We start from the raw sequence: 17,653 nt of genomic DNA on the forward strand, positions 1-17,653 counted from the left end.
ATTGACAATTGCCAGACGGCTTCCTAGCTTGGCCTCGCCGTCAAGGCTCCCTTATGATGGGAGCACACAGGCGGGAGGGACAAGGATGACTGGGAAATTGCCGTTCGAAGCATTGTCGGTGGAGACGCTCGCAACACGTCTCAGCACGAACGAAGCGCTGTGCGCGAAGATCGGCAAGGATGCGAGCGCCTGGAAGGTCCGCGAGGTCGGGGACGGCAATCTGAACCTGGTGTTCATCGTCGAAGGCGCCAGCGGCGGCGCCATCGTCAAGCAAGCCCTGCCCTATGTCCGGCTCGTCGGCGACAGCTGGCCGCTCCCCTTGAAGCGCTCCTTCTTCGAATACCACGCACTGACCCGGCAGGAGGCGCGCGCGCCGGGCTCGGTGCCGGCGATCTACTACTTCGACGAGGTCCAGGCGTTGATCATCATGGAATATCTGTCGCCGCACATCATCCTGCGGCGGGCGCTGATCGAAGGCCGGCAGTTGCCGAACATTGCCCGGGATATCGGCCTGTTCATGGCGCGCACCCTGTTCCGCGGGTCCGACCTGTCGATGGTGACCAAGGAGCGCAAGGCGGACCTGGCGCTGTTCGCGGACAATGTCGAGCTTTGCGACATCACCGAGAACCTGGTGTTCTCAGACCCGTATTTCGACGCCAAGATGAACCGCCACACCAGTCCGCAGCTCGACGGTCTGGTGGCCGAACTGCGGGCCGATCGCGACCTCAAGGTGGAGGCGCAGCGGCTGAAGCATCTCTTCACCGCCAATGCCGAGACGCTGCTGCATGGCGACCTGCATTCCGGCTCGATCATGGTCACCGATCAGGAAACGCGGATGATCGATCCGGAATTCGCCTTCTACGGTCCGATGGCGTTCGACGTCGGCATGCTGCTCGCCAATTTCTGGATGTCGTTCTTCTCGCAACGCGGGCATGAGCAGAAGGGCATGCGCGACGCCATGCGTGCCTATCTGCTCGATGTCGTGGTCGAGACATGGGCGGTGTTCCGCACCGAGTTCTCGCATCTGTGGCGCACCGAGCGCACCGGCATGCTCTACCAGAAGAGCCTGTTCGAGGATCAGGGCGACAGGCTGGGCGCCGAGCAGGCGCTCGATCATGTGCTGCACCAGATCTGGACCGATCTGCTCGGCTTTGCCGGCATCGAGGTGCACAGGCGCATCCTCGGCCTCGCCCATAATGCCGACTTCGAGACCATTGCCGATGAAGATCTGCGCGCCAGTTGTGAGGCGAAGGCACTGAAATTCGGCCGCCACATCGCCGTCAACCGGCGCCAGATTCACAGCATCGACGAGGTCAACAATCTGGCCGCGCTGATCGAACAGGAGAACAGCATTTGAACGTCGGCGACCGCCACTATCGGACCATCTGGCTCAGCGACGACGGCCGCTCGGTGGAGATCATCGACCAGCGCTGGCTGCCGCATGAATTCCGCATCGAGAAGCTTGGCACGGTCGCCGGCATCGCCACCGCGATCCGCGACATGTGGGTACGCGGCGCACCGTTGATCGGGGTCACCGCGGCCTACGGTGTCGCCATGCAAATGGCGCACGATCCGTCCGACGAAGCGCTCGACAGCGTGTGGGAAACACTGCACGAGACACGACCGACGGCGATCAACCTGCGCTGGGCGCTGGACGAGATGCGGCGTTTCCTGCGGCCGTTGCCGGCCGGACAACGCGCCGCTGCCGCCTATCGGCGCGCCAGTGAAATCGCCGACGAGGATGTCGGGCTCAACCGCGCCATCGGCGAGAACGGTCTCGCCATCATCAAGGACATCGCGGCCCGCAAGCAGCCGGGCGAGCCGGTCAATATCCTCACCCACTGCAATGCCGGCTGGCTGGCGACTGTCGACTACGGCACAGCCACCTCACCGATCTATCTCGCTGTGGAAGCGGGCATTCCGGTCCATGTCTATGTGGATGAAACACGCCCGCGCAACCAGGGCGCCCAACTGACCGCCTGGGAAATGGCCGGCCATGGCGTGCCGCACACGCTGATCGTCGACAATGCCGGCGGCCATCTGATGCAGCGCGGCGCGATCGACATTGTCATCGTCGGCACCGACCGCACGACAGCCGACGGCGATGTCTGCAACAAGATCGGCACCTATCTGAAGGCGCTCGCCGCAGCCGACAACGACGTGCCGTTCTACGTCGCGCTTCCCTCTCCCACCATCGACTGGACGGTGGGCGACGGCCTCGCCGAAATCCCGATCGAGGAGCGCTCGGGCGACGAGGTATCGCTGGTCTGGGGCAAGACCGCCACGGGCGAGATCGCCCAAGTGCGTGTCTCGCCCGAAGCGACGCCGGCAAGGAACCCCGCATTCGACGTGACGCCGGCACGGCTGGTGACCGGACTGATCACCGAGCGCGGCATCGCCAAGGCATCGCGCGAAGGGCTGAAGGCGATGTTCCCCGAGCGGGGATAATCAGAACCGAGCTGCGTCATCCGTTAGAGCGGTCCAGCTGGAATCGCCGGCCGCTCCAACTCTCTGTTTTCACGCAATCCCCAACGGAAACCGCAGCACAGTTTTTCCTGGAATTGCTTCAGTAGAGCGGCTTGCCCATGTGCTTCGGCGTCGGCCATTGCGCCGTGATGCCGGGCTGCACCGGCCGTTCGAGGTAGGTCGCCAGAACCACGTAGCTGCGCGTCGAGGTGACGCCGGGTGTCTCGTAGAGACGCAACAGCAGTCCTTCGAGCGCCTTGGTGTCCTCGGTACGCACCTTGAGCAGGACACATGTGTCGCCGGCGACGGTGTGGATCTCCTCGACCTCGGGATATTCGGAGATCGCCATCAGTTCCGGGGTCTTGCCCCAGCCGCTGGTGTCGATGTGGACGAAGGTGAGCAGCGGCTTTCTCACCGCGTTGGGATCAATGATGGCGGCCGTGTTGCGGATGGCGCCGCTGCGCCGAAGCCGCTTGACGCGCTCATGCGCTGCCGGCGGCGACAGGCCGACACGTTCGCCGAGCTCGGCGTAACTGACGGTCGCGTCGTCGACCAGAACGCCTAATATCTTTCGGTCGGTCGCGTCGACATCCCGGGCCGCCGGCCTGTTCCGCTGAATGCCATCTGTTTCTGCATCCATGCCGATATTCCCGATTGTCACGGAATTTAATACGGCCATTATGATGATATGTCGAACAATGATCAAGCTGCAACCTTGAACGCGGACACCAGGCCGCCCATTCCTGCCCTTGCCTATCTCCTGACCGGATGCATCGCCGTGATCGGCTCGAATTCGCTGGTGCTGGGCCCGATCGCTCCGGCGGTGGCCGTATCGTTCGCGACCAGCGTTCCCACGGTGATGACGGCGGCGGCCGCCTTCGGCCTCGGCACATCGGCGAGCGCCCTGTTCCTGGCACGCCATATCGACCGGGTCGGCGCGCGCCGGATGCTGCAGGCGGCCTTGCTGCTGCTGGCATTGGCCCTGGTCGCCAGCGCCGCCGCGCCCACGGTGGCCGCGCTGGTTGCCGCGCAGCTTGTCGCCGGCATTGCCGCCGGCGTCGCGATGCCGGCAATCTACGCCAGTGCCGCGGCTATCGCTCCGCCCGGCCGCGAAAGCGGCACGATCGGCGTGGTGCTGACCGGATGGACACTCAGCATGGTGGCCGGCGTTTCGCTGTCGGCGGTGCTTGCCGATCTCGTGCACTGGCGCGCCGTCTTCGCCGCCGTGGCGCTGCTTGCCACCCTGGCACTCGGCGGTCTCAGCGCATCGTCGCTCCCGGATGTCAGGAAGACCGGGCCGGCGCCCTCGCCGTTCGAGGCGTTCGGCATTCCCGGCATCGTGCCACTGCTGGTCGCCTGCGGCGCCTTCATGACCGCCTTCTACGGTGTTTATGGCTATCTCGGCGATCATCTTCACAGCGGACTGGGACAGGCGGTCAGCGCCAACGGTCTGGCGGCCCTCGCCTATGGCACGGGGTTCGGCACGGCGGTGCTCTTCGACGGCATCATCGATCGCCTTGGCGCGAGGCGCGTCATGCCTTTCGCCTACCTTCTCGTCGCCATGATCTACGTGGCGATCGCCACGACCAGCGACAGCTATGGCCTGACGCTCGCCATGATGGCCGTCTGGGGGCTTGCCAATCATTTCGGCCTGAACGTGCTGGTGATGCGCCTGTCGGCGCTCGATCCGTCACGGCGGGGTACGATCATGGGCCTGAACAGCGCGGTAACCTACCTCGCGGTGTTCGTCGGCACCACAGGCTTCGGGCCGCTCTATTCCGGCTTCGGCTTTGCCGCATGCGCGATGGTCGCGGCGGTGCTGATGCTGGTTGCCGCCTCGGCTGCAGCGTGGCGCACCCGGTAGAGCCATCATCGCATTGCTCCAGCCGACAGAACGTGATTGGCCAGCGGCCTGTCGCGCGGTTGACAGCGGCACCCCTGCTCTTCATACAGAGCGCGTTAATGTTCTCAGGGCGGGGTGAAAGTCCCCACCGGCGGTAACGGCTTCGGCCGAAGCCCGCGAGCGCTTTCCGGGATCGGAAAGGTCAGCAGATCCGGTGTGATTCCGGAGCCGACGGTTAGAGTCCGGATGAAAGAGAACGAAACGGAAAACGGACCGCCTCGGCGGGCCGGATTTCGTATCGTGCGTCCTGATTCTGGTTCGAAACGGAAGGATGGACCCATGAATCAGCATTCCCACAAAGACTATGAAACAACCCGCGTCGCCGTCATCAGGGCGCGCTGGCATGCCGACATCGTCGACCAGTGCGTGCAAGCCTTCGAGGCGGAGCTGGCCGAGATCGGCGGCGGACGCTTTGCCGTCGACGTCTTCGACGTGCCCGGCGCCTACGAGATTCCGCTGCATGCCAAGACGCTTGCCGGGACCGGCCGCTACGCCGCGATCCTCGGCACGGCGTTCGTCGTCAATGGCGGCATCTACCGGCACGACTTCGTCGCCGGTGCAGTCATCGACGGCATGATGAACGTGCAGCTGTCGACCGGCGTGCCGGTCCTGTCGGCGGTGCTCACGCCGCACAATTTTCACGACAGCGCCGAGCATCACCGCTTCTTCTTCGAGCATTTCACGGTCAAGGGCAAAGAGGCGGCCAACGCCTGTGTGCAGATCCTCGCCGCGCGGGAAAAGATCGCGGCCTGAAGCACTGAAGCCGGGGTGGAAATCCCGGTAACGGGCTGTAGTATCTCGGAAAATACTGAGTTCGGGAGGATGCCGGTGCAGACCAAGAAGATCATCAACGACGGCAACCGCGCCGTCGACGAAATGCTCGAAGGGATCCTGGCCGCGCATCCTCGCCATCTCACAAGCGTTGACGGCAGCCCGCGCTCGATCATCGCCCGCGACGGCGCACGGCCCGGCAAGGTCGGGCTGGTGATCGGCGGCGGCTCCGGCCACGAGCCGACCTTTCTCGGCTTTGTCGGCAAGGGGCTGGCGGACGCGGCGGCGATCGGCAACGTCTTTGCCTCGCCACCACCGGATCCGATCCTGGAATGCGCCAAGGCGGTCAGCGGCGGTGCCGGCGTCCTGTTCATGTACGGCAACTATGCCGGCGATGTGATGAATTTCGACATGGCGGCCGAGATGGCCGGGATGGACGACGTCGAGGTGCGAACCGTGCTGACCACCGACGACGTCGCCTCGGCGCCGCGTGACCAGCGGCGGAAGCGGCGTGGTGTCGCCGGCAATTTCTTCATATTCAAGGCCGCCGGTGCGGCCTGCGACCTCATGCTCTCGCTCGACGAATGCGAACGCATCGCGCGCAAGGCCAACGACCACACATTCACCATGGGCGTGGCGCTGTCGCCCTGCTCGCTGCCGCAGACGCGGCGGCCGAATTTCGACATCGGCGCCGACGAGATGGAAATCGGCATGGGCATCCATGGCGAACCCGGCATCGCGCGCGGCAAGCTCGGGACCGCCGATGAGATTGCCGACGAGATGCTCGACAGGATTTTCGCCGAGATGGCGCCGAAGCGGGGCGACAAGGTCGCGGTGCTGGTCAACTCGCTGGGATCGACGCCGCTGATGGAGCTCTACATCATGAACCGTCGGGTCAAGCAGCGGCTCGATGCAATCGGCGTTTCCGTCCACGCGACCTGGGTCGGCAATTATTGCACGTCGCTGGAAATGGCCGGCGCCTCGGTGACGCTTTTCCATCTCGACGAAGAGTTGCAGACGATGCTCGACCATCCCTGCGACTGCGCCATGTTCCGTGCCGGCTGAGGAGCGCTCCATGACCATCGCCGCCTCCGACCTGAAAAGAATGTTAGATGTCATCGCGGTGGCGATCGAAGCCGACAGGGACCGGCTTTGCCAGCTCGACGGCGTCATCGGCGACGCCGACCACGGCATTGCGATGGCGCTCGGGTTCAACGCCGTTCGCGATGCGCTGGCATTGCTCGACCTTGCGGCGACCGAGCCGACCGCGCTCCTCAACACGGCGGCGAAATCGTTCCTCAATGCCGTCGGCGCGTCCTGCGGTCCGCTCTATGCCACCGCCTTCATGCGCGCCGCCGTCGCCGTCAAGGGCAAGGCGACGCTGGCGGATGCCGAGTTCGTCGCGCTGCTGCAGGCCATGGCGCAAGGCATCAAGGATCGCGGCAAGGCCGAGATCGGCGAGAAGACAATGGTCGATGCCTGGCAACCGGCAGCGGAAGCGGCCGGCGCCAGCAATGCAGCAGGAAAAGACCTTGCTGAAAGCCTGCAGGCAGCCCTTGCCGCCGCCGAGCGCGGCGCGGAATCGACCAAGGACATGATCGCCGCCAAGGGCCGCTCGTCACGGCTTGGCGAGCGGTCGCTCGGGCATATGGACCCAGGCGCGGCCTCGGCCGTCACCATCATCAGGGCCATGCGCGACAGTCTCTCTTAGCCCTTTGCCGCGTCGAGCCTGTTGATCGCCTGGACGTTGCCGGCCGAGGGACCCTTCTCATCGAACTCCGAGGCCAGCCACGTGTCGACAATGGCCTTGGCCAGTTCCGGACCGATAACACGGGCGCCCATGGTGATGATCTGGGCGTTGTTGGATTTCGCCGCGCGTTCGGCCGAGTAGGTGTCGTGGGTAAGTGCCGCGCGGATCCCCGGCACCTTGTTGGCCGAGATCGAGACGCCGATGCCGGTGCCGCAGAACAGGATGCCACGGTCGTTTTCGCCGTCGACGATCGTCTGGGCAAGTTTCTGCGACAGGTCGGCATAATAACCGGCCTGGCTGAGATCACTGACGGTGAGGCCGGGCTTGGTTGCCAGATGCGCGGCGATGACGTCGAGCAGCGGCTTGCCGGCGCTATCGGCTCCAATGGCTATTTTCATTTTTTGTCCTTTCCAGTTCGATTGATTCAGATCGCGGCTGATGCGCGGCGCAGGATGTCGATGTAGCCTTCGGCCTGCCAGGCGGAGCGGCCGATGAACAGGCCATCGATGTTGGGCCGGTCGATCAGTTCCGCGGCATTGCCAGGGTTGACGCTGCCGCCATAGAGCACCGGCGGCGCGGACGGCAGCAGACCGGCGGCGACCTTCTTGATCAGCGCCTGCTGCTTGTCGGCATAGTCGGAACTGGCTGGAATGCCCTTGTCGCCGATCGCCCAGACCGGCTCGTAGGCGAACAGGATTTTTGCCCCCTTCGCCTCGCCTTCGAGGAATTGCAATGCACCCTCGACCTGATTGGTGAGCACCGCATCGGCCTTGCCGCTTTCGCGCTCGGCCAGCGTCTCGCCGACGCAGATCAGCGGTACCAATCCATGCTTGACCGCCGCCGCCGTCTTCAGCCCGACCGTGCGATCGGTCTCGCCGAAATGCTCGCGCCGCTCGCTATGGCCGAGTTCGACCAGGTCGAGGCCGCAATCGTTCAGCATCACCGGCGAGATCTCGCCGGTCCAGGCGCCGGCATCGGCCCAATGCATGTTCTGCGCGCCGACCTTGATGCGCGTCGCCGACAGCGCCTGCCTGACTTCGCGCACCGCCGTGAAAGGCGGAATAACGAAAGGCTGGATGCGATCGTCGAAACCCGGCACGAAGCCGGCCAGCGCCCCGGCAAAATCAAGCGCCTCGGCGAGCGTCTTGTTCATCTTCCAGCTTGTACCGACCCAGTAAACCACGCGTACTCTCCTTGATCCTCAATCCTTGTCGGCGACCACCGTCAGCGAAACCCCGGCCGCATCCAGCGTCGCGCGCATCCCGGGCTCCGGCTCGCGTCCGGTGAAGACGGCCTCGAATGCCTTGAGATCGGTCAGGAAATGCAGCGCGCCACGGCCAAACTTGCCGTGATCGACCAGCAGGTATTTGCGGGTCGCCGCAGCCATCATCAGCCGCTTGGCCTGCACCACTTCCTGGTCCTGATGGAAGGCGGAGGCGCCGTGGATGGCGGATGAGGACAGGAAGGCGACATCGGCGCGCAGCGATCGCAGCGAAGCCTCGGCAAGCAGGCCGAAGAAGCCATGGAATTTCTTCGAGTATTGGCCGCCGAGCGCGATCAGGTTGATGCCTCCGGCACCGGCCAGATCCTGGATGGCGGCGAGATTGTTGGTGATCACCGTCAGCGGCCTGAGTTCCGCGAGATGTCGCGCGATACCGCCCGCCGTCGAGCCGTCGTCGACGATGACCGTCTGGCCGGGTTCGATCATGGCCGCGGCCGCCGCCGCAAGGCGCTGCTTTTCCCCAGTCGCCTGCTTCTGCCGGTAGCGGAAATCGCTTTCGAAGAGGCTGCTCGGCTGTATCGAGGCGCCGCCGCGCACCTTGCGCAGAAAGCCACTCTCTTCGAGCTCGTCCAAGTCGCGGTGCACGGTCATCCTGGAGACGCCAAAACGCGAGGCGAGGTCGTCGACGCTGGCCGCGCCGGCGTCCACCAGGAAGTCCATGATGCCTTGCCGTCTGTTGTCGCTCTTCATTCTCGCCGACCCGCCAACGCAGAAGCCTGGCTCCTTGATCGAACTCAGACATAACAGACATTGCCGCGCATGTACCATAATTTTTGTGATAATGAGATATTTCACTGAGATATTTCGCCGGCTTTTATCGCACCGCTGTAACAAGAATTGCTGCCGGGACGGTCTGTCACGGTTGCGGTTGCGCGGAATTCCGGCCAGAAGCATCGGTGGGCTGAACGATGCGCGGACAGCCCGCAACCACAGGTTTGAAACCAGATACGGGAGACTAATCGTTGGCTCGCATCACACTGAGACAATTGCTCGATCACGCCGCCGAATACGGCTATGGCGTGCCGGCCTTCAACATGAACAACATGGAACAGGGCCTGGCCATCATGGAGGCCGCGGAGGAGACCAAGTCGCCTGTCATCCTGCAGGCGAGCCGCGGTGCGCGCGCCTACGCCAATGACGTGGTGCTGGCCAAGCTGATCGACGCCCTGGTCGAAATCCATCCCGACATCCCGGTCTGCATGCATCTCGACCACGGCAACAACGAAGCCACCTGCGTCACCGCGATCCAGTACGGCTTCACCTCGGTGATGATGGACGGTTCGCTGAAGGAAGACGGCAAGTCGCCGGCCGACTATGCCTATAATTCCGGTATCACACGGCGTGTGGTCGACATGGCGCATTGGGGTGGCGTGTCGGTGGAAGGCGAGATCGGCGTGCTGGGCTCGCTCGAGAGCGGCGGCGGCGAACAGGAAGACGGCCACGGTGTCGAAGGCGCGATCAGCCACGACCAGCTCTTGACCGATCCGGTGCAGGCCGAGCAGTTCGTGCGCGACACTCATGTCGATGCGCTGGCGGTGGCCATGGGCACCAGCCACGGCGCCTATAAATTCTCGCGCAAGCCCGACGGCGCGGTTCTGGCCATGAATGTCATCGAGGAGATCCACCGCCGGCTGCCGAACATGCACCTGGTCATGCACGGCTCATCCTCGGTGCCGGAGGACCTGCAGGAGATCATCAACAAATATGGCGGCCAGATGAAGCCGACCTGGGGCGTGCCGGTGGAAGAGATCCAGCGCGGCATCAAGCATGGTGTGCGCAAGATCAACATCGACACCGACAACCGCATGGCGTTGACCGGCGCGATCCGCAAGGTGCTGACCGAAAACCCAAGCGAGTTCGATCCGCGCAAATACCTGACGCCGGCCATGGCGGCGATGAGGAAGCTCTGCAAGGAGCGCTTCGAGCAATTCGGCACCGCCGGCAATGCGCCGAAGATCAAGCCGATCCCGGTCTCGGAAATGGCCAAGCGCTACAAGTCGGGCAGCCTCGATCCGAAATTCGCCTGAGTTCGATCCGGTTTGCATTTCATGGACAGGAGCCGCATCGGCTCCTGTCCGATTTCTATCCGGCTTTCGGCAGCAGGCCAGGCCTGCCGGTCTCGATGAAGGGCGCCCAATAGTCGACCGACTCGCGGATCATGGCGACCACCTGATGGTCGACCGGCTCGCGCTCGCGGAACGACAGTTCGAGGCAGATCTCGTTGTCGGAGCCGCCGCCGCGACGCACCGTCTCCAGCAGCTTCTCAGGCGTGATGCGGCCGTCCTTGTTGTGGGCTGACGTGAACGGCCAGTGGCCGCCCTTGTTCATCGACGACTGCTTGACGTGGATGATCGGTGACTTCAGAGGAAAGGCTTCGGCCCAGGCATAGGGATCGATGTCGGCCGGGTTGGAGGAGGTCACGTCGCCATGGTCGATGTCGACCATCATCTCCAGCGGAATGGCCATGCCGGCGGCATCGATCGCATCCTGCAGCATCCGGCAATTCTCGATCGTGTGGCCGAATTCGCGGCCGACCGACATCGGCTCCCAGAACAGGTAGCTCAGGCCTGCCGCCCGGGCGTGTTCGGCGACCTCGCGCCAGCAGTCCAGCGCGATGTCGAACAGACGCGCGCGGCGGGCGGCGTCGTCGAAGTCGCGATGCGTGAAAATGGCGAACTGCGTGCCCATGCCGCTAGCGCCAAGCTCGGCCGAGATATCGGCAAAGGTCTTGAACCAGTCGACATAGTAGCGGCGCACATCGGCATCGGGATGGCCGAAATGGTTGAGCCGGCCGTAGGGACCAGTCATGCCGGAGGTGACGCGCACGCCGGTGCGGTTCAAGGCGTTGCGGAACAGGCGGACGAATTTGACGATCGTCGCCGCGGGCCAGCCCGGATTGACGAATTCGTGCGTGAGTTGAACGTCCCTGATGCCGATGCCATAGGCGATGGTGTCGATCAGATCGTCGGGCTCCGCGAAGCGGTTGACCAGCGGATTGGTGTTGAGGGAGAGCGTGAAGGCCAAGGTCGCTATCCCTTCAACGCTGTCGCCGAATAGGGGGCAGTGAGCGCCATCAGCCTGCCCTCGCCTGCCGGGTCGCGCACCAATGCTCGAAGGCCGACTTCTCCTCGGCGGACAGATGCAGGCCATGCTTGGTGCGCCGTTCGAGAATGTCGGCCGCGTCTTCCGCCCATTCCTGTTCAAAGAGGTAGTTCGCCTCGCGCTCGAAGAAATCCTTGCCGAAGCACCGCCCCAGTGCGGCGAGCGAACGGGCGCCGCCGACCACGGACCGCGTCCTGGTGCCGTAGAGCCGGCCGTAATGCTTGAGCAGCGATGCCGGCATCCATGGATACTCATTCGCGAGGTCGCCGAGGAACTGTTCGAAATCGGCATTGGCGATATCGCCGCCGGGCAAATGCGCCTTTGCGGTCCAGGCTTTGCCCATGCGGGGAAAGAATGGCGCGATCCTGTCCAGCGCGTGCTCGGCCAGTTTGCGGAAGGTGGTGATCTTGCCGCCGAAGACGGAGAGCAGCGGCGCCTGCGCGTCCGGCGCGTCGAGTTCGAAAATATAGTCGCGGGTCACCGCGCTCGGATTGTCGGCGTTGTCGTCATAGAGCGGCCTGACGCCGGAGAAGGAATAGACCACATCGTTGCGCGCAAGGCCGCGCTTGAAATAGCGGTTGACTACTTTGATGAGGTAGTCGATCTCGCTCTCATCCGCGGTCACATCCTCCGGCCGGCCTTCGTAGGGAATGTCGGTGGTTCCGATCAGCGCGAGATCGTTCTGGTAGGGATTGATGAAGATGACGCGCTTGTCGCTGTTCTGGACGAGATAGGCTTGCCTTCCCTCCCAGAACTTGGGCACGACGATATGGCTGCCCTTGACGAGGCGGACATTACGCCTGGAATTCTGGCCGGCAACGCGATTGACGATGTCATTCACCCAGGGACCGGCGGCATTGATCAGCGCGCGGGCCCGCACACTGGTCTTGATGCCGGTCCTGACGTCACGCATCTCGACGACCCAGAGGCCGCCCTCGCGGCGGGCGGCGGTGCAGGCAGTGCGGGTGAAGACCTTCGCTCCCCGTTCGGCGGCGTCGAGCGCATTGATGACGACGAGGCGGGCATCGTCGACCCAACAATCGGAATATTCGAAGCCGCGCTTGAAACTGTCCTTGATCGGCGCTCCCTCGGGCGCGTTGCGCAGGTCAAGCGTCCGGGTGGCCGGCAGCCGCTTGCGACCGCCGAGATGGTCGTAGAGGAACAGGCCGAGCCGCACCAGCCATGCCGGCCGGTCGTCAGGGCTGTGCGGCAGCACGAAGCGCATCGGCCAGATGATGTGCGGCGCCGATTCCAGCAGCACCTCGCGCTCGATCAGCGCCTCGCGTACCAGGCGGAACTCATAATACTCGAGGTAGCGCAGACCGCCATGGACGAGCTTGCCCGAGCGCGAACTGGTGCCTTCGGCGAGATCGTCCTTTTCGCACAGGATGACGGAAAGCCCGCGGCCGGCGGCGTCGCGCGCGATGCCGGCGCCGTTGACGCCGCCGCCGATGACGAAGAGATCGACGATGTCGGGGCCGACGCTCATCTTGCCGTCGCCCCGCTGCCCGATTTTCGCATCATGGCCATCGCTCTCAGCACGGATTGACCGAAGGCAGGCCGGCCAGGTAACGGCGTACCTCCTCGGCGGCCTGCTCGGCGGCATAGGTCACGGTGCGCACCGAGGCGCCGGCGATATGCGGCGTCAGCGTCACGTTGGGCAGCTGCAGCAGCGGCCAGTCAGAGGGCACCGGCTCGACCGCGAAGGTCTCCAGCATGGCGCTGGCGATCTGCCCCGAAACCAGCGCCTCGTAAAGCGCGTCATAGTCGACCAATGGGCCACGCGCCGTGTTGACGAAGATCACCCCCGGCTTCATCCGCGCGATGGTCTCCTTGCCGATCAGGCCGCGTGTTTCCCCGGTCACCCGCGAATGCAGCGTGACCACGTCGGCGCGCGACAGGAGATCGTCGAGCGCAACCAGTTCGACGCCGGCGTTGCGATCCTCGGCGCTCAACTGCACATAGGGATCGCTGACCAGGACATGGCAGCCGAAGGCGCGCAGCAGACGCACCACTTTCGTGCCGATATTGCCGTAGCCGACGACGCCCACGGTCATTTCACCGAGTTCGCGGCCGGTGCGGTCGGCGCGGTAGAGATCGCCGCGCCATTCCCCCTTGCGCAGGGCTTCGTGGCCGACCCGGATCAGCCGCGTCTCGGCAAGGATGGCGCCGATGGTGAACTCGGCCACGGCAGTGGCGTTACGGCCGGGCACGTTGACCACGGTGATGCCGTGCGCCTTGGCGGCAGCCATGTCGATGTTGATCGGGCCGCCGCGCGACACCGCGACCAGCTTGAGCGATGGCAGGCGCCGCATCATGCCTTCCGACAGGGGCGCAAGCTGGGTGACGAGGATTTCGGCGTCGCCGATGAAGTCGACGACCTCGTCGGGATGGCCGAAATATTCCTTGACCTTGTCGAGGCCGAGCGCCGGATTGCCGAACTCCATCGGCTCGTCGGGCCAAGCCGTCTGCAAGGTCCTGATGTCGAGGTCGCCACTGACAACCTTCTCGATTTTGGCGCGAAACACCTCCGGCAGCATGAAGTTGTCGCCAATGATCGCTATTTTCCTGGGCATACTCGACTTCTCAATTTTCCTGCGATGTCGCCATGGCACGCCAGACCGGCCGCAAGGCCTGATGCGCCAGCATGTAGGAGGGGGCCATCCTGTCGTAGATCGCGGCGAGGTCCGGGTCGCTCGGTTCGGCCTCGCCGAGCAACGGCGTCACCCATTCGCCGACGCATTCGTCCATGGAGGCGTATTGGCCGACGCAGACCGCGGCGATCATCGCCGCACCGGCGGCGCCGGCCTCCTCGCGCGCGCTGGTGCGCGTGTCGGCGCCGATGGCCGCACCCAGTATCTTGCGCAGCGCCGGGCTTCTGGCGGCGCCGCCGGTCAGGCGGATTTCGCGTGGCAGCGGGCCCATGGCGGCGTAGCAGTCGCGCGCCGCGAAGGCCAAGCCTTCGAAGACGGCGCGCACCAGATCGGCGTAGCCGTGGCGCGACGAAATGCCGACGAAGCCCGCCCTGGCATTGGCATCGACGAACGGTCCGCGCTCACCCGCTTCAGACACGTAGGGCTGATAGAGCAGCGAGGCCGGCTGCGAGGCCGCGATCCAGGCATCGACCAGCGCGATCATCTCGCCATTGCTGCGGGTTATGCCTTGCGAGGCGAGAATGCCCGAGGCAAGGCCAAGCACCCAGTCGATGTTGAGCGTCGCCGCCATGTTGGACTGCATCTGCGCGAAGACGCCCGGCGCCGGCATCGCCATCGTATAACCGGTCGCCGCTTCGTTCAGCTGCACATCGTCGGGCGTCTCGGCCAGCCGCATGTGCATGCCGGTGGAGCCGATGATCGAGCAGCCGGGCTTGCGCTCGCGATCGAGGAGGCCGGCGCCGAGCGCGGTGCAGACGACATCGACATAACCGAGCACAACGGGTGTCCCGGCAAGCATGCCGGTGATGGCGGCAGCCGCCGGCGACAGTCCGGTGCTGTGCCTCGTGCCGTCGACAATCGGCGGCAGCAGGTGCCTGAGATCGGCGACGCCGAGGACGTCGAGCACGTCGCCGCTATAGTCGCGGGTGCGGAAGTCGCCGAAAGTGAAGGTCCCTTCGGACGGATCGGTGGCGCGTTCGCCGGTGAGCTTGAAATAGAGCCAGTCCTTGCAGTGGAACGCGGTGACAGCCTTGCCGAGCATTTCGGGCATGGTGCGCTTCATGAAGACAAACTGCGAGCCCTGCTGGCAGGCGGCAAGCCCGCTGCCGGTCTTTTCGAAGCGCAGCCGGTCGTCGGGCCGCGCGCGGATTTCCTCAACGACGCCGGCGGCGCGCGCGTCGAGCCAAAGCCAGCCCTTGGCCACCGGCTCGCCCTTGCCATCGATCAGCCAGGTGCCGTCGCCCTGCCCGGTCACCGCGATGGCGACGGTCCGGCTGGCGAGATCGGGCACCTTGTCGGCGAGCTGGCGCAGGGTCGTGGCGGCATCGGACCAGGTGCGCGCCAGATCCTGTTCGGCGCCGCCGCCCGGCAGCGTCAGATAATGGTTCGGCGTCGCCGCGGCCGCGATCTGGCGGCCTTTCGTGTCGAAGGCGATGGACTTGATGACGGAGGTGCCGGCATCGATGCCGATCAGTATGTCGCGCATCACGCGAGCTCCATGCCGTGCGAGATGGCCATGCCGCTCGCCTGGTCGAAGACGTGCAGGTTTTTCGGATCGATGCTGACGTTGATGGGCGCGCCAAGGTCGAGCCGGGTGCGGTCATGCTCGACCAGCACCAGCGAACCGCCGGCGAAATCGGCGGCGATGTGGGTCTGGTCGCCGAGCCATTGGTTGGCCGAGACCCTGGCCGGAACACCCTCTTTCGAGCGTCGGACCGCGTAAGGCCTGATGCCGATGACGACTCGCTCGCGGCTGAGCAACTGGTCGCGAACCGGAGCGCTGAAGGCGTCCTTGTCATAGTCGAGCGACAGCCCGTCGGGCAGCCGCAGATTGATGCGGCCGCCGACCGTCCCGACAAAGGCCTCGAAGACGTTCATCGGCGGTTCGCCGACGAAGGTTCCGGTGAACAGGTTGGCCGGACGCTCCTTGAGCCGGTCCGGCGTGTCAAACTGCTGCAGCACGCCGCCTTCCATCACCGCGATGCGGTCGGCAAGCGCGTTGGCCTCGGTCTGATCGTGGGTGACCAGGATCGCGGTCAGGCCGCGCTCCTTGATGAAATGCTTGATGCGGCCGCGCAGCACCGCGCGAAGCTGCGGTTCGAGTTGCCCCATCGGCTCGTCGAGCAGATGCAGGTCGGCTTCCCGGATCAACGCCCGGCCAAGACTGGCGCGCTGCTGCTGACCACCCGAAATGGAGCTGGGATAGCGCTCCAATATGTCCTCGATCTCCAGCAGTCTGGCGATGCTGGCGACCTTGGCATCGACCTCGCTCCTGGGCAGCCGGGCGGCCTTGAGGGCAAAGGCCATGTTCTCGCGCACGGTCAGCGGCGGATAGAGCGAGTAGCCCTCGAAGGCCATCGCCACATTGCGCCTGACCGGCGGCAAGGCCTGTACCTTGCGGCCGGCGACCGCGATCGTGCCGCGCGAGACCTCCTCGAAACCGGCGATCATGCGCAGCGTCGAGGTCTTGCCGCAGCCGGACGAACCGAGCAGCGCCACGATCTCGCCCTTGCCGATTTCCATCGTCAGGTTCTTGACGGCGTGAACGCCACGGTCGATCGGGCCATAAAACTTGTCGACGCCGGAAATGGTGAGTGCGCTGGCGCTCATGCCGCTTCTCCGCTGCGCAGATTGACAATGTTCTTCGCGCCTATGCGCTCACCGCTCGCCCTGTCGAACAGCAAGGCGCTCTTGCCGTCGACGACGATATGGGCCTTGCCTTCGCTGCGGCCCGGCGTTCCGGCCGGGCGCGAGACCAGGATTTCACGGCCGCGAACGGTGCGCACCAGGGTGACGATCTTTTCGTTGAGCGGCGTCTCGGCCTCGACCGTCACCGGAATGGCGCCGGGCTCGTTTTCGCCAACGAAATGCAGTGCCTCCGGCCTCAGCCCGATGATGCAGTCGCGACCGATGGCGATCTCGGGAACATCGGCGAGATGGACCTGCACATTGGACAGGCCGACATAGCCCCCCCTGCCATCGCGCGCGGGCTTGACGTCGAGCAGATTGATGGTCGGGTCGCCGAACAGCCGCGCGATCTCGATGTTGGCCGGCTCGCGATAGATCTGCTCGGGCGTGCCGAGCTGCCTGATGACGCCTTGCGACATCACAGCGATACGGTCGCCGAGCGCCATTGCTTCCTTGTAATCCTGGGTGACGTAGACGACGGTGGCGCCGCGATCGGCGAGCAGCCTGGGCAGTTCGAGCCGCATCTCGAAGCGCAGCTTGGCGTCGACATTGCGCAAGGGATCGTCGAGCAGCAGCAGCGGCGGTGAACCGACCAAAGCGCGGGCAAGGGCCGTGCGCTGCTTTTGGCCATTGGAGAGAGCGCGTGGTTTGTGGCTCAGCACATGGCCGATCTTCAACAGTTTGGCGACGCTCTCGACGCCGGCCTTGATCGCGCTCTGCGACGAGCGCTTGGCCTCGAGCGGCGTCGCGATGTTGTCGAACGCGCTCATATGCGGAAACAGCGCGAAATTCTGGAACGCCATGCCGACGCCGCGGAATTCCGCGTCGACATCGGTCATGTCCTCGCCGCCGATAAGGATGTTGCCTTCGTCCGGATCGATGACGCCGGCGACCAGGCGCAGCAGCACCGTCTTGCCGGCGCCCGAGGGTCCGAACAGGACCAGCGTTTCGCCATCCGCGACGGTCAGCGACAAATTGTCGAGGACGGTCTGGCTCTTGTAGCGCTTGACGAGATTTCTGAGTTCGAGGCTGGCCAT

General features: G+C 64.7%; 17 protein-coding genes and 1 riboswitch. Of the genes, 7 read left to right on the forward strand and 10 right to left on the reverse strand.

Annotated elements, in window-relative coordinates; translation table 11 throughout:
- The first annotated feature begins 85 nt into the window (after positions 1–85).
- Together mtnK and mtnA are read left to right on the forward strand one after the other, a co-directional pair.
- Positions 86–1,357: an S-methyl-5-thioribose kinase gene (gene mtnK / locus FJ492_RS16595; RefSeq protein WP_140770959.1), complete on the forward strand. Its 1,272-nt coding sequence runs from the start codon at positions 86–88 to the stop codon at positions 1,355–1,357.
- The gene (gene mtnA, locus FJ492_RS16600; protein WP_140770961.1) at positions 1,354–2,448 is read left to right on the forward strand and encodes an S-methyl-5-thioribose-1-phosphate isomerase; all 1,095 of its coding nucleotides are present in this window, start codon (positions 1,354–1,356) and stop codon (positions 2,446–2,448) included. Before mtnK ends, mtnA begins: the two co-directional genes overlap by 4 nt.
- 118 nt (positions 2,449–2,566) lie before the next feature.
- Here the strand turns inward: mtnA and FJ492_RS16605 are convergent, their stop codons facing one another.
- Positions 2,567–3,106 (reverse strand): Lrp/AsnC family transcriptional regulator, encoded by a 540-nt coding sequence (locus FJ492_RS16605; RefSeq protein ID WP_140745810.1) that lies wholly within the window; start codon positions 3,104–3,106, stop codon positions 2,567–2,569.
- A gap of 48 nt (positions 3,107–3,154) precedes the next feature.
- Between FJ492_RS16605 and FJ492_RS16610 the strand changes: the two genes are divergently transcribed.
- From FJ492_RS16610 to dhaL, 4 genes are all read left to right on the forward strand, one after another.
- Positions 3,155–4,330 carry an MFS transporter gene (locus FJ492_RS16610; RefSeq protein ID WP_140770963.1) on the forward strand — a complete coding sequence of 392 codons (1,176 nt, stop codon included), beginning with the start codon at positions 3,155–3,157 and terminating at the stop codon, positions 4,328–4,330.
- A gap of 96 nt (positions 4,331–4,426) precedes the next feature.
- Positions 4,427–4,571: riboswitch (FMN riboswitch) on the forward strand.
- Positions 4,572–4,648: 77 nt separating this feature from the next.
- Positions 4,649–5,122 (forward strand): 6,7-dimethyl-8-ribityllumazine synthase, encoded by a 474-nt coding sequence (locus FJ492_RS16615; RefSeq protein ID WP_027142233.1) that lies wholly within the window; start codon positions 4,649–4,651, stop codon positions 5,120–5,122.
- 69 nt (positions 5,123–5,191) lie between these two features.
- Positions 5,192–6,205, forward strand: coding sequence for a dihydroxyacetone kinase subunit DhaK (locus FJ492_RS16620; protein WP_181166669.1), 1,014 nt, complete (start codon positions 5,192–5,194; stop codon positions 6,203–6,205).
- 10 nt (positions 6,206–6,215) lie between these two features.
- Positions 6,216–6,851: a dihydroxyacetone kinase subunit DhaL gene (gene dhaL, locus FJ492_RS16625; protein WP_140770967.1), complete on the forward strand. Its 636-nt coding sequence runs from the start codon at positions 6,216–6,218 to the stop codon at positions 6,849–6,851.
- Here dhaL and FJ492_RS16630 read toward each other — a convergent pair.
- Genes FJ492_RS16630 through FJ492_RS16640 form a run of 3 tightly spaced genes read right to left on the reverse strand, consistent with a single transcriptional unit; the run spans position 6,848 to position 8,862 of the window.
- On the reverse strand, positions 6,848–7,288 hold the full coding sequence (locus tag FJ492_RS16630; RefSeq protein ID WP_140505568.1) for an RpiB/LacA/LacB family sugar-phosphate isomerase: 441 nt from the start codon (positions 7,286–7,288) through the stop codon (positions 6,848–6,850). The two genes, dhaL and FJ492_RS16630, sit on opposite strands and share 4 nt — an antisense overlap.
- A gap of 26 nt (positions 7,289–7,314) precedes the next feature.
- Complete coding sequence (locus FJ492_RS16635) at positions 7,315–8,073, reverse strand: triose-phosphate isomerase (RefSeq protein ID WP_140770969.1); 759 nt, start codon at positions 8,071–8,073, stop codon at positions 7,315–7,317.
- 18 nt (positions 8,074–8,091) lie between these two features.
- The gene (locus FJ492_RS16640; protein WP_140770971.1) at positions 8,092–8,862 is read right to left on the reverse strand and encodes a DeoR/GlpR family DNA-binding transcription regulator; all 771 of its coding nucleotides are present in this window, start codon (positions 8,860–8,862) and stop codon (positions 8,092–8,094) included.
- Positions 8,863–9,134: 272 nt separating this feature from the next.
- Between FJ492_RS16640 and fba the strand changes: the two genes are divergently transcribed.
- A complete protein-coding gene (gene fba / locus FJ492_RS16645) occupies positions 9,135–10,199 on the forward strand; it encodes a class II fructose-bisphosphate aldolase (protein WP_140714707.1) in 1,065 nt (354 codons plus the stop codon).
- 55 nt (positions 10,200–10,254) lie between these two features.
- Here the strand turns inward: fba and FJ492_RS16650 are convergent, their stop codons facing one another.
- Genes FJ492_RS16650 through FJ492_RS16675 form a run of 6 tightly spaced genes read right to left on the reverse strand, consistent with a single transcriptional unit; the run spans position 10,255 to position 17,653 of the window.
- Entirely contained in the window at positions 10,255–11,196 is a 942-nt protein-coding gene (locus FJ492_RS16650; RefSeq protein ID WP_140770974.1) for a TIM barrel protein, read from the reverse strand.
- 49 nt (positions 11,197–11,245) lie between these two features.
- On the reverse strand, positions 11,246–12,763 hold the full coding sequence (locus tag FJ492_RS16655) for a glycerol-3-phosphate dehydrogenase (protein WP_140770976.1): 1,518 nt from the start codon (positions 12,761–12,763) through the stop codon (positions 11,246–11,248).
- A gap of 46 nt (positions 12,764–12,809) precedes the next feature.
- Entirely contained in the window at positions 12,810–13,850 is a 1,041-nt protein-coding gene (locus FJ492_RS16660; RefSeq protein WP_140770978.1) for a 2-hydroxyacid dehydrogenase, read from the reverse strand.
- Between the two features lie 10 nt (positions 13,851–13,860).
- Entirely contained in the window at positions 13,861–15,414 is a 1,554-nt protein-coding gene (locus tag FJ492_RS16665) for an FGGY-family carbohydrate kinase (RefSeq protein ID WP_140770980.1), read from the reverse strand.
- Positions 15,414–16,538 (reverse strand): ABC transporter ATP-binding protein, encoded by a 1,125-nt coding sequence (locus tag FJ492_RS16670; protein WP_140770982.1) that lies wholly within the window; start codon positions 16,536–16,538, stop codon positions 15,414–15,416. Before FJ492_RS16670 ends, FJ492_RS16665 begins: the two co-directional genes overlap by 1 nt.
- Complete coding sequence (locus FJ492_RS16675) at positions 16,535–17,653, reverse strand: ABC transporter ATP-binding protein (RefSeq protein ID WP_140505584.1); 1,119 nt, start codon at positions 17,651–17,653, stop codon at positions 16,535–16,537. Before FJ492_RS16675 ends, FJ492_RS16670 begins: the two co-directional genes overlap by 4 nt.

It is taken from the genome of Mesorhizobium sp. B2-5-4 (assembly GCF_006441095.1).
Classification (GTDB): Bacteria; Pseudomonadota; Alphaproteobacteria; order Rhizobiales; family Rhizobiaceae; genus Mesorhizobium; species Mesorhizobium salmacidum.